Genomic DNA, 12,227 nt, shown 5'->3' with positions numbered 1-12,227 from the left:
GATGGGTAGGGGAGCGTCGTGTGCCGGGTGAAGCAGCACCGGAAGGTAGTTGTGGACGGTTCACGAGTGAGAATGCAGGCATGAGTAGCGATACAAACGTGAGAAACGTTTGCGCCGATTGACTAAGGGTTCCTGGGTCAAGCTGATCTGCCCAGGGTAAGTCGGGACCTAAGGCGAGGCCGACAGGCGTAGTCGATGGATAACCGGTTGATATTCCGGTACCCGCTGTGAAGCGTCAAACATCGAATCCAGTGATGCTAAGGCCGTGAAGCCGCCGTCCTCGTCTTTGACGTGGTTCGGAGTGGTGGAGCCGCCGGCCCAAGTTGGTAGTAGGTGAGTGATGGGGTGACGCAGGAAGGTAGTCCAGCCCGGGCGGTGGTTGTCCCGGGGTAAGGGTGTAGGCCGTGTGGTAGGTAAATCCGTCACACATTGAGGCTGAGACCTGATGCCGAGCCGATTGTGGTGAAGTGGATGATCCTATGCTGTCGAGAAAAGCCTCTAGCGAGTTTCATGGCGGCCCGTACCCTAAACCGACTCAGGTGGTCAGGTAGAGAATACCGAGGCGTTCGGGTGAACTATGGTTAAGGAACTCGGCAAAATGCCCCCGTAACTTCGGGAGAAGGGGGGCCACGTCTGGTGACGAGTCTTGCACTCTGAGCTGGGGGTGGCCGCAGAGACCAGCGAGAAGCGACTGTTTACTAAAAACACAGGTCCGTGCGAAGCCGTAAGGCGATGTATACGGACTGACGCCTGCCCGGTGCTGGAACGTTAAGGGGACCGGTTAGTGCGCTTTCGGGCGTGCGAAGCTGAGAACTTAAGCGCCAGTAAACGGCGGTGGTAACTATAACCATCCTAAGGTAGCGAAATTCCTTGTCGGGTAAGTTCCGACCTGCACGAATGGCGTAACGACTTCTCGACTGTCTCAACCATAGGCCCGGTGAAATTGCACTACGAGTAAAGATGCTCGTTTCGCGCAGAAGGACGGAAAGACCCCGGGACCTTTACTACAGTTTGATATTGGTGTTCGGTTCGGCTTGTGTAGGATAGGTGGGAGACTTTGAACCAGCCACGCCAGTGGTTGGGGAGTCGCCGTTGAAATACCACTCTGGTCGTGCTGGATGTCTAACCTCGGTCCGTGATCCGGATCAGGGACAGTGTCTGATGGGTAGTTTAACTGGGGCGGTTGCCTCCCAAAGGGTAACGGAGGCGCCCAAAGGTTCCCTCAGCCTGGTTGGTAATCAGGTGTTGAGTGTAAGTGCACAAGGGAGCTTGACTGTGAGACCGACGGGTCGAGCAGGGACGAAAGTCGGGACTAGTGATCCGGCGGTGGCTTGTGGAAGCGCCGTCGCTCAACGGATAAAAGGTACCCCGGGGATAACAGGCTGATCTTCCCCAAGAGTCCATATCGACGGGATGGTTTGGCACCTCGATGTCGGCTCGTCGCATCCTGGGGCTGGAGTCGGTCCCAAGGGTTGGGCTGTTCGCCCATTAAAGCGGTACGCGAGCTGGGTTTAGAACGTCGTGAGACAGTTCGGTCCCTATCCTCTGTGCGCGCAGGAATATTGAGAAGGGCTGTCCCTAGTACGAGAGGACCGGGACGGACGAACCTCTGGTGTGCCAGTTGTTCTGCCAAGGGCATGGCTGGTTGGCTACGTTCGGGAGGGATAACCGCTGAAAGCATCTAAGCGGGAAGCCTGCTTCGAGATGAGTATTCCCACCCACTTGATGGGGTAAGGCTCCCAGTAGACGACTGGGTTGATAGGCCGGATCTGGAAGCACCGTGAGGTGTGGAGGTGACCGGTACTAATAGGCCGAGGGCTTGTCCTCAGTTGCTCGCGTCCACTGTGTTGGTTCTGAAACCACGAACAACCCCGCATGGGTCACACATGCGGTGCGGTTGACAGTTTCATAGTGTTTCGGTGGTCATAGCGTGAGGGAAACGCCCGGTTACATTCCGAACCCGGAAGCTAAGCCTCACAGCGCCGATGGTACTGCAGGGGGGACCCTGTGGGAGAGTAGGACGCCGCCGAACTATTTTTGAGAAAACCCCCGGACCGGGATACGGTCCGGGGGTTTTCTGCGTTCCAGGGGCCCCCTCGCTCCTGCCGGCCGGGGCTGAGGGTAAAGTCAGGGGGCATCGTTGGCTTATTTACCCAGGAGGCCCCCGGGTGGAGGTCCAGGAGACCCGTGTCCAGACAGACCGGGTCCTCACCATCCCGAACATCCTCAGCATGGCGCGGCTCGTCGGCGTACCTCTGTTCCTGTGGCTGATCCTCAGGCCGGAGTTCGGCGGCCCCAAGAGTGACGGATGGGCGCTGCTCGTGCTTGCGCTGAGCGGTGTCAGTGACTATCTCGACGGGAAGCTCGCGCGCCGCTGGAATCAGATCAGCAGCCTCGGCCGGCTGCTCGACCCAGCCGCCGACCGGCTCTACATTTTGTCCACCTTGGTCGGTTTGACCTGGCGGGACATCCTTCCTATTTGGTTGACCGCGGTACTGCTTGCGCGTGAACTGGTCCTTCTGGTGATGGTGGGGATCCTCAGGCGACACGGCTATCCGCCGCCACAGGTGAACTTCCTGGGCAAGGCAGCCACCTTCAACCTGATGTATGCCTTCCCGTTGTTGTTGCTCAGCGACGGAAGTGGATGGATCCACGAACTCGCTGCTATTTTCGGATGGGCGTTCGCTGGATGGGGTACAACGCTGTACTGGTGGGCAGGGATCCTCTACGTGGTTCAGGTCCGCCGACTTGTCCGGGCGGACTCCACGGCCGATTGAGCTCGCCATTGTGGGTTGGCTGAGGCCAGGTCGCTTGCCCTGTGACAGCGGTGGGCGATTCAGGACGGGCGAAGTCGGCTAGACCGTCGTCTCTTCAAGGAGGACGCTTCCGACATGAAGGCCGTCGTGATGGCCGGAGGTGAGGGCACCCGCCTTCGCCCCATGACCTCGAGTATGCCCAAGCCGCTCCTGCCCGTGGCCAACCGGCCGATCATGGAGCATGTGCTCAGGTTGCTCAAGCGGCATGGGCTCAGCGAAACCGTGGTCACCGTGCAGTTCCTGGCTTCGCTTGTCAAGAATTACTTCGGGGACGGCGAAGAGCTCGGGATGGAGCTCACCTATGCCAACGAGGAGAAGCCACTCGGCACTGCCGGCAGCGTGAAGAACGCCGAGGAAGCGCTGAAGGACGATGCGTTCCTCGTGATCTCCGGTGACGCACTGACCGATTTCGACCTCACCGAACTCATCAATTTCCACAAGGAGAAGGGCGCGCTCGTCACCGTATGTCTGACGCGCGTACCCAATCCGCTGGAATTCGGCATCACCATTGTCGACGAGGAAGGGAAAGTCGAGCGCTTTCTCGAGAAGCCGACATGGGGCCAGGTCTTCTCGGACACCGTGAATACGGGCATCTATGTCATGGAGCCCGAGGTCTTCGACTACGTCGAGGCCGATGTGCCGGTGGACTGGTCCGGTGATGTCTTCCCGCAGCTCATGAAGGAAGGCAAGCCCATCTATGGGTACGTGGCCGAGGGGTACTGGGAGGACGTCGGTACCCACGAGAGCTATGTGAAGGCCCAGGCCGACGTGCTCGAGGGCAAGGTCGACGTCGAGCTCGACGGGTTCGAGATCTCGCCCGGGGTGTGGGTCGCCGAGGGCGCAGAGGTGCATCCCGATGCCGTGCTGCGGGGGCCGCTGTACATCGGTGACTACGCCAAGGTCGAAGCCGATGTGGAGATTCGCGAGCACACGGTCGTCGGGTCGAACGTGGTCGTGAAGAGCGGGGCCTTCCTGCACAAGGCCGTCCTCCACGACAACGTGTACATCGGCCAGCACAGCAACCTGCGGGGCTGCGTCGTCGGGAAGAACACCGACATCATGCGGGCCGCGCGGATCGAGGACGGTGCGGTCATCGGCGACGAGTGTCTCGTCGGTGAAGAATCGATCGTCCAGGGCAACGTACGGGTCTATCCGTTCAAGACCATCGAGGCCGGCGCCTTCGTCAACACGTCGGTGATCTGGGAGTCCCGCGGGCAGGCCCATCTCTTCGGGGCCCGTGGAGTCTCCGGGATCCTGAACGTCGAGATCACGCCGGAACTGGCGGTGCGGCTCGCAGGGGCGTACGCGACGACCCTCAAGAAGGGGTCGACCGTCACCACCGCTCGTGACCACTCCCGTGGTGCGCGTGCGCTGAAGCGGGCGGTCATTTCTGCCCTGCAGGCCAGCGCCATCGACGTACGGGACCTGGAGAATGTGCCGCTGCCGGTGGCGCGGCAGCAGACGGCCAGGGGCAGTGCCGGCGGGATCATGATCCGTACGACGCCCGGAGTCCCCGACTCCGTCGACATCATGTTCTTCGACGAGCGTGGCGCCGATCTGTCCCAGGGGAGTCAGCGCAAGCTCGACCGGGTGTACGCGCGCCAGGAGTACCGCCGGGCGTTCCCCGGAGAGATCGGGGATCTGCACTTCCCGTCCAGCGTCTTCGACTCGTACACGGGCTCGCTGCTCAGGAACGTCGACACGACCGGGATCGCGGACGCCGGGCTGAAGGTCGTCGTCGACGCGTCCAACGGCAGTGCCGGGCTCGTGCTGCCCAGTCTGCTCGGGCGGCTCGGCGTCGATTCGCTGACCATCAATCCGGGGCTCGACGAGTCGCGGCCCACCGAGACCGCGGACGCGCGGCGGTCCGGACTGGTGCGGCTCGGAGAGATCGTCGCGTCGGCGCGGGCGGCGTTCGGAGTGCGGTTCGACCCGGTCGGTGAGCGGCTCTCGCTCGTCGACGAGAAGGGACGGATCGTCGAGGACGACCGGGCCCTGCTGGTCATGCTTGATCTCGTGGCCGCCGAGCGGCGCAGCGGACGGGTCGCCCTGCCCGTGACGACCACCCGGATCGGCGAGCAGGTCGCCGCGTACCACGGGACCCAGGTGGAGTGGACGACCACGTCGCCCGACGATCTCACGCGCGTGGGGCGCGAGGACGGGACGATCTTCGGTGGTGACGGGCGCGGCGGCTTCATCGTGCCCGAGTTCAGCAGCGTGTTCGACGGAGCCGCGGCGTTCGTGCGGCTCATCGGGCTGGTCGCGCGGACGCAGCTCACATTGAGCCAGATCGACGCCCGGATTCCGCGGGCCCATGTGCTCAAGCGGGACCTGGCCACCCCGTGGGCCGTGAAGGGCCTCGTCATGCGGCGGGTGGTGGAGGCGGCAGGCGACCGGTCCGTGGACACCACCGACGGCGTACGGGTCGTCGAGGCCGACGGACGGTGGGTCATGGTGTTGCCGGACCCGGCCGAGGCGGTCACGCATCTGTGGGCCGAGGGGCCCGACGACGCCTCTGCGCAGCAGCTGCTCGACGAGTGGTCCGCGGTCGTGGACAGCGCCGGGCGCTGAGCTGTCGAGGGGTCGGTCAGTCCGTAGTTCGAGGGCTGACCGGCCCTTCGGTGGGGCCATTCGGAGGTAGTGGCCACGACGTGCGACGATGTGCGGCATGCCGCAGCAGCCCCCCGTTCGGAGCACCCCCGAGCGCCCCTCGCGCCCCGATGCGTCCATGTCGCTGCTGACCAATGTGATGGACCACAGCCTGGACGACGGGTACGCGGAGGCCGCGGCCCGGAAGCGGGAACAGGGGCAGGGCGGGCTGCCCAAGACGCTGCGGGCGAAGCTGGGGTTGGCCGCGGGGCTCGTGTTGGCCGCGCTGGTCGTCACCGTGGGGGCCGCGCAGGCCCGGATCGCCGCGCCGGTCGTCGCGAAGGAGCGCCAGGAGCTCATCGACCGCATCGACCAGGAGACCGAGTCCGCCGACAAGCTGGAGGGCAAGGTCGACTCGCTCCGCACCGACGTGGGGAACATGCAGCGCGAGGCGCTGAAGAAGCACGGCGGGGACCAGGGCGAACTGGTGGGAATGCTGTCGGGGGCGATCGCCGTGCACGGCCCCGGCGTCAAGCTCGTCGTCGACGACGCCAAGTCCGCGGAGTCGGGCGGCGGGACCAGCCCGCGGGAGAGCGCGGACTTCTCCGACACGGGGCGGGTGCGCGACCGGGACATGCAGCGGGTCGTCAACGGCCTGTGGCAGTCCGGCGCCGAGGCCATCAGCATCAACGGGCAGCGGCTCACCGCGCTCTCCGCCATCCGGGCCGCGGGTGACGCGATACTGGTCGACAACAAGCCGCTGGTGCCGCCCTACACGGTGCTCGCGGTGGGGGACGGGCAGCGGCTGAGCACCCGGTTCCAGAACAGCCCCGACGGGTTGTATCTGAGCGTCCTGAAGGAGAACTTCGGGATCCGGAACAGCATTTCGGCGCAGGAAGACGTCAAGATCCCCGCCGCGCCCAGCGTGATCGTACGTACAGCACAGCCGAGAGCAGAGCAGAAGGGCACATCGTGATCGCCGTACTGGGCCTCGTCGTGGGAGTCGTGGTCGGGTTGTTCATCCGTCCCGAGGTTCCGGCGGTGGTCGAGCCTTACCTTCCGATCGCCGTGGTCGCGGCGCTCGACGCGGTGTTCGGCGGGCTGCGCGCCATGCTGGACGGCATCTTCGACGACAAGGTCTTCGTCGTGTCGTTCCTGTCGAACGTCGTCGTGGCCGCGCTGATCGTCTTCCTGGGCGACAAACTGGGCGTCGGTGCCCAGCTGTCGACCGGTGTGGTCGTGGTGCTCGGCATCCGCATCTTCTCCAACGCCGCAGCCATCCGGCGGCACGTGTTCCGGGCGTGAGGCCGATGAACCACCCAGACGAGACCCCCGGGCGGCGCGAGGCGTCGGAGGGCGGCGAGCACGCCGGGTCGGCCCAGTCGGCCCAGCCGGCCGAGCCCGCGTTCGGGCTGCGCAAGGAGCTACCCGCGGAGGTCAAGGCCGAGCCGGGAGCCCCTCGGGTGGAGCCCGCGGGCGAGCCCCAGCTGACCGGGCGTCAGAGGCTCGTGAAGGGACTGTGGCCGCCGCGCGTGTCCCGCGCCCAACTCACCGTGGCCGTGCTGTTGTTCGTGCTGGGCCTCGGGCTTGCCATCCAGGTGCGGTCCAACAGCGACAACAGTGCCCTGCGCGGTGCGCGACAGGAAGATCTTGTCCGCATCCTCGATGAACTCGACGACCGAACTCAGCGTCTTGAGGACGAGAAGCAAGGTCTCGAGGATCAGCGCACCGAGCTGGAGAACAGTTCGGACCAGGCCGAGGAGGCCCGCAAGCAGACGGTCGAGAAGGAACGTCAACTCGGCATTCTCGCGGGCACCGTGGCCGCGCAGGGCCCCGGGATCACGATGACCGTCACGGACACGAAGGGGGCCGTCGAGGCCGACATGCTGCTCGACGCGATCCAGGAGCTGCGGGCCGCCGGCGCCGAGGCGATCCAGGTGAACGGTGTGCGCGTCGTGGCGAACACGTACTTGACGGACGGAACCGGAGGGAAGGGGGTCAGCGTCGATGGACACAAGATCAGGCAGCCCTACACCTTCAAGGTCATCGGCAAGCCGCAGGACCTCGAACCTGCCCTCAACATCCCGGGAGGCGTCGTGCAGACGCTGGAGAAGGAGCAGGCCACGGTGGATGTGAGCCGTTCGGAGAAGATCGTCGTGGACGCCTTGCGGACGGCGCAGCGGCCTGATTACGCTCGGTCGTCCTCCCAGTGAGGCGCGTGTGCATGGGGGATGTTGTGCGAGGGCATGAGGTTGCGGGGGGTCGCCGCACCGTAGACGGGGTGCGTGGTGGAAACTGTTTGGCGGATACGGACGTTGTGAGGATGTCCGTGTCAGTGATGTACGCCGATGTGTGCAGTCAGGGTTCGTCCTGCCCCACGGGCGGGTCTGTTTCGGTCAAGGGGAATCGCCCGTGAAGTTGTTTGCGAAGTTGTTCGGCAAGAGCGCACGTGAGGACAACCGTCATCGTGCGCCGCGCCAGGGAGATGTGCCGGAGACGCAGGTGGGCGAGCGCCCGCTGTTCCGGGACCAGGTCGGTGACAATTCGGGCGGACAGGGCGCGTCGGCTGTTGACCCTGCCGGTTCCGGCCGCATAGGTTTCGGAGAACCGTCAACCTCAAGTACGGGTGGAGGGTTTGGCCCTGGCCCGTACGCGTCCCAAGCCCCCGCGGGGCAGCCGCGGCAGGAGGATCCGTCCATGTCCGCTCTGGTCTGTCAGAGGTGCGGGAACCGGAACGGCGAGAACAGCCGGTTCTGCTCCAACTGCGGTGCGCCGCTGCGTGGCGGCATGCCGGAGGGGCCGTCGGAGACCACCTCCACGATCTCCATCTCGGGTCTCGAGTCGTACGACCCCGAGGCCACCGGTCAGACGCAGCTGCCCGCCCTGTCGCCCGAGGCGCAGGCCGCGGTGGACGCGCTGCCGCTGGGCTCGGCGCTCCTGGTGGTGCGGCGCGGTCCGAACTCGGGCAGCCGCTTCCTCCTGGACGGCGAGCTGACCACGGCCGGCCGTCACCCGCAGAGCGACATCTTCCTGGACGACGTGACCGTGTCGCGCCGCCACGTGGAGTTCCGTCGTGTGCAGGACGGCTCGTTCACCGTCTCCGACGTCGGCAGCCTCAACGGCACGTACGTGAACCGTGAGCGCATCGACTCCGTGACGCTGAACAACGGCGACGAGGTGCAGATCGGCAAGTACCGGCTGGTCTTCTACGCGGCGAACCAGCGGGGCATCTGACCCATCAGCGAACCGTCAGGAAGGTCCATGCTTCACACACCGAGGGGCGGTGCCGGCATCGGTACCGCCACTGCGGACAGTCGGCTGATGAGCATCGGCACCGTACTGAACATGCTGCGTGACGAGTTCCCCGAGGTCACGATCTCCAAGATTCGTTTCCTGGAGTCGGAGGGGCTCATCGAGCCGCAGCGGACGCCTTCGGGCTACCGCAAGTTCAGCCCGGACGACGTCGAGCGACTCGCCCATGTCCTGCGGATGCAGCGGGACCACTACCTGCCGCTGAAGGTCATCAAGGAACAGCTCGACGCCCTGGAGCGGGGCGAGTCCCTGCCCGTACCTGCGCCCGGGCGGCCCGGCGACGCGGCGGCGGCCGAGAGTGGTGACACTCCGACCGCTGCCCGCATCGGCCGGGACGAACTGCTCGCCGCCGCCGGGATCGACGAGGCGGAGCTCGACGAGTGGCAGTCGTACGGGCTCATCGCGCCGTTGCCGGAGGGCGCTTACGACGCCTCGGCCGTGCTGGTCGCCGAGCTCGTGGGCGAACTGGGACGATTCGGTATCGAGCCACGGCATCTGCGGGTCATGCGGGCCGCCGCCGACCGTGAGGCCGGCCTGGTGGACTCGGTCGTCGCGCCGCTGAAGGTGCACCGCAATCCGCAGACCAGGGCGCTCGCGCAGGCGCGCGCGAAGGAGCTGGCGGGGCTCACGGTGAAGCTGCACGCGGCGCTTGTACAGACCGCCCTCGGGGTGCGTCTGCCCTGATCGCAGGGACGGGTGGGCGCCGTAGTCCCGGCATGCGGCGCATGCCCGACTACCCAAACCGGCCGGGCACGTCCTAGGGTTGCTGTGTGAACGAGCTCGACGTCGTAGGTGTCCGGGTCGAAATGCCCTCCAACCAGCCGATCGTGCTCCTGCGTGAAGTGGGAGGCGACCGTTACCTCCCCATCTGGATCGGACCGGGGGAGGCGACGGCCATTGCCTTCGCTCAGCAGGGCATGGCCCCCGCGCGTCCGCTGACGCACGACCTTTTCAAGGACGTGCTGGAGGCGGTCGGACAGGAGCTCACCGAAGTACGCATCACGGACCTGCGGGAAGGCGTCTTCTACGCGGAGCTGGTGTTCGCGAGCGGCGTCGAGGTCAGCGCCCGCCCGTCGGACGCCATAGCTCTCGCCCTGCGGACGGGTACCCCGATCTTCGGCAGTGACGGGGTCCTGGACGATGCCGGGATCGCGATCCCGGACGAGCAGGAGGACGAGGTGGAGAAGTTCCGCGAGTTCCTCGACCAGATCTCGCCCGAAGATTTCGGGACCAACAGTCAGTGATCGGTGAATAGCGGCCCACGGCCGTGCGGTGAGGCGGTCGTCCCGGAGGCGGCCGCCTCGGCGCATTCGGCTAGCCTTTCCCCGCGGTGGGATACGGGAAACCACTCTTAGGGTGATTATCACTCGGCGTGGCGAGTGTGGCGTTCGTTGACGCACCCCCAGTGACTGCCTACCGTCGAGAAGGCAGGTCATAAGAGGAGGTCGGCGTGAGAAGCAGCGGCGACGGTACGGCGACGGGCGGTCCGTACTCGTTTCACGGCAGCGCGGCCGATCACACTCCGCAGCGCCCGCAGGCAGTGCCTGTGGCGGCGGAAGCGAACGGCGACGCGACTTCCGAACAGATCGGATACCGGGGACCGACCGCGTGCGCGGCGGCCGGCATCACCTATCGACAGCTCGACTACTGGGCCAGAACCGGCCTCGTCGAGCCCAGTGTGCGGCCTGCGTACGGGTCGGGGACACAGCGGCTGTACAGCTTCCGGGACGTCGTCGTCCTGAAGGTCGTGAAGCGCTTCCTAGATACGGGCGTCTCCCTCCAGAACATCCGGACGGCGGTACAGCATCTGCGCGAGCGGGGCTTTCGGGACCTGGAACGCATGACGCTGATGAGCGACGGCGCCACGGTGTACGAGTGCACGTCGCCGGACGAGGTGCACGACCTGCTCCAGGGCGGACAGGGGATCTTCGGCATCGCCGTGGGCGTGGTGTGGCGCGACGTGGAGAGCGCGCTCTCGCAGCTGCACGGGGAGCGGGTCGACACCGGCGAGACCATCGTCAGGAACAACCCCACGGACGAGCTCGCGAGGCGGCGCAACCGGGCCGTGTGACCGCGGTACGGCCGCGTTGTCAGTGGCGTAGGGCAGCATCGGGTATGTGAGAACCGCGCCGACGATTCTGCATCTCGACATGGATGCCTTCTACGCCTCTGCCGAGCAGGCGGCGAAGCCCAGCCTGCGCGGGAAAGCGGTCGTCGTGGGCGGGCTCGGGCCGCGCGGGGTCGTGGCCACGGCGTCGTACGAGGCGCGGAAGTTCGGGGTGCACTCCGCCATGCCGATGGGGCAGGCGCGGCGGCTCGCGCCCAATGCCGCGTACCTCGTGCCGCGGTTCCGGCTGTACCGGGAGATCAGCGAGCAGGTGATGGGGCTTCTGCGGGAGCTTTCGCCGCTGGTGGAGCCCCTGAGCCTGGACGAGGCGTTCGTCGATCTGGAGGCCGGTGAGACGGCTTGGGACGCCCGTTCCGCCGAGGCCGTGGGTCTGCGACTGCGGGCCGACATCCGGCGGGTGACCGGATTGAGCGGATCCGTCGGGCTCGCCGTCTCCAAGATGCTCGCGAAGATCGCCTCCGAGGAGGCCAAGCCGGACGGACTGCTGCTGATACCGCAGGGGACCGAGCGGGGGCTGCTCGGGCCGAAGTCCGTGCGGATCCTGCCCGGTGTCGGACCCGCCACCGGGGACCATCTGCGGCGGGCCGGGATCAACACCGTGGCGGAGATCGCCGAGGCCGGCGAGGACGAGCTCGTGCGCCTCCTCGGGAAGGCCCACGGGAGCCACCTGTACGCGATGGCGCTGGCGCGCGACGAGCGGCCCGTGGTCGCCGAGCGGGACTCCAAGTCGGTCTCGGTCGAGGACACGTACGACGTGGACATCCACGACCGGGTGCGGGTCCGGACGGAGGTCCAGCGCCTCGCCGACCGGTGCGTGGAGCGGCTCAGAGCGGCCGAGAGATCCGGGCGGACCGTGGTCCTGAAGGTGCGGCGGTACGACTTCTCGACCCTGACGCGGTCCGAGACGCTGCGCGGCCCTACCGATGACCCCGCGGTGGTGCGGGAGGCCGCCGCGCGGCTCCTGGAGGGCGTGGACACCACGGGAGGGGTCCGGCTGCTGGGCGTCGGCGTGAGCGGCCTGGCCGACTTCACGCAGGAGGACCTGTTCGCGCAGGCCGCGGCCGCCGCGTCCGAGGAGGCGGCGGCCGAAGCGGTGGAGGCCGAGGAGACGGGCGCCCCGGCGGAGGAGGTCGCCGAGGAGCCCGTCGAGCGGCGGTGGATGGCCGGGCACGATGTGCGGCACGCCGAGTTCGGGCCCGGGTGGGTGCAGGGGAGCGGGCTCGGGCGGGTGACGGTGCGGTTCGAGACGCCCTTGTCGGAGCGGCCGGGGCGGGTGCGGACCTTCTCCGTCGATGATCCGTTGCTGGAGCCCGCCGATCCGTTGCCGCTCGTGGAGGGCCTGGCGCGCTGACGCGTCGGCGACTGCGCGTTGCGTCGTGGTC

10 protein-coding genes and 2 rRNA genes are annotated in these 12,227 nt (G+C 66.5%); all 12 read left to right on the top strand.

Going from position 1 to position 12,227, the window contains the following annotated elements:
* A 23S ribosomal RNA gene (locus J3486_RS39605) occupies positions 1-1,827 on the top strand; the annotation flags it as partial.
* Between the two features lie 88 nt (positions 1,828-1,915).
* A 5S ribosomal RNA gene (rrf, locus tag J3486_RS39600) occupies positions 1,916-2,032 on the top strand.
* Between the two features lie 136 nt (positions 2,033-2,168).
* Positions 2,169-2,777: a CDP-alcohol phosphatidyltransferase family protein gene (locus tag J3486_RS39595; RefSeq protein ID WP_207828860.1), complete on the top strand. Its 609-nt coding sequence runs from the start codon at positions 2,169-2,171 to the stop codon at positions 2,775-2,777.
* A 114-nt stretch (positions 2,778-2,891) separates the two neighbouring features.
* Positions 2,892-5,387, top strand: coding sequence for a mannose-1-phosphate guanyltransferase (locus J3486_RS39590; protein ID WP_207828859.1), 2,496 nt, complete (start codon positions 2,892-2,894; stop codon positions 5,385-5,387).
* Between the two features lie 88 nt (positions 5,388-5,475).
* Entirely contained in the window at positions 5,476-6,381 is a 906-nt protein-coding gene (locus J3486_RS39585) for a DUF881 domain-containing protein (RefSeq protein ID WP_207828858.1), read from the top strand.
* On the top strand, positions 6,378-6,710 hold the full coding sequence (locus tag J3486_RS39580) for a small basic family protein (protein ID WP_111663691.1): 333 nt from the start codon (positions 6,378-6,380) through the stop codon (positions 6,708-6,710). The genes J3486_RS39585 and J3486_RS39580 overlap by 4 nt, the downstream gene beginning before the upstream one ends.
* Positions 6,711-6,715: 5 nt before the next feature.
* Positions 6,716-7,618 carry a DUF881 domain-containing protein gene (locus tag J3486_RS39575; protein ID WP_229379325.1) on the top strand — a complete coding sequence of 301 codons (903 nt, stop codon included), beginning with the start codon at positions 6,716-6,718 and terminating at the stop codon, positions 7,616-7,618.
* Between the two features lie 82 nt (positions 7,619-7,700).
* Positions 7,701-8,639: an FHA domain-containing protein gene (locus J3486_RS39570; RefSeq protein ID WP_207828865.1), complete on the top strand. Its 939-nt coding sequence runs from the start codon at positions 7,701-7,703 to the stop codon at positions 8,637-8,639.
* A 27-nt stretch (positions 8,640-8,666) separates the two neighbouring features.
* Positions 8,667-9,401, top strand: a complete 735-nt coding sequence (locus J3486_RS39565; protein ID WP_207828857.1) for a MerR family transcriptional regulator — start codon at positions 8,667-8,669, stop codon at positions 9,399-9,401.
* Positions 9,402-9,487: 86 nt separating this feature from the next.
* Complete coding sequence (locus tag J3486_RS39560; RefSeq protein WP_005475662.1) at positions 9,488-9,961, top strand: bifunctional nuclease family protein; 474 nt, start codon at positions 9,488-9,490, stop codon at positions 9,959-9,961.
* Between the two features lie 206 nt (positions 9,962-10,167).
* Positions 10,168-10,788 (top strand): MerR family transcriptional regulator, encoded by a 621-nt coding sequence (locus tag J3486_RS39555; protein ID WP_207828856.1) that lies wholly within the window; start codon positions 10,168-10,170, stop codon positions 10,786-10,788.
* 46 nt (positions 10,789-10,834) lie between these two features.
* Positions 10,835-12,196 carry a DNA polymerase IV gene (locus J3486_RS39550; RefSeq protein ID WP_207828855.1) on the top strand — a complete coding sequence of 454 codons (1,362 nt, stop codon included), beginning with the start codon at positions 10,835-10,837 and terminating at the stop codon, positions 12,194-12,196.
* Positions 12,197-12,227 lie beyond the last annotated feature (31 nt).

Origin of the sequence: Streptomyces sp. VRA16 Mangrove soil (assembly GCF_017377775.1) — a bacterium.
Classification (GTDB): Bacteria; Actinomycetota; Actinomycetes; order Streptomycetales; family Streptomycetaceae; genus Streptomyces.
This window is presented reverse-complemented; position numbering and strand designations above follow the sequence as displayed.

Excerpts from the sequence above, each read along its gene's own strand:
- J3486_RS39590 (WP_207828859.1), top strand. The coding sequence starts at position 2,892 with ATGAAGGCCGTCGTGATGGCCGGAGGTGAGGGCACCCGCCTTCGCCCC.
- J3486_RS39585 (WP_207828858.1), top strand. The coding sequence starts at position 5,476 with ATGTGCGGCATGCCGCAGCAGCCCCCCGTTCGGAGCACCCCCGAGCGC.
- J3486_RS39575 (WP_229379325.1), top strand. The coding sequence starts at position 6,716 with ATGAACCACCCAGACGAGACCCCCGGGCGGCGCGAGGCGTCGGAGGGC.
- J3486_RS39565 (WP_207828857.1), top strand. The coding sequence starts at position 8,667 with ATGCTTCACACACCGAGGGGCGGTGCCGGCATCGGTACCGCCACTGCG.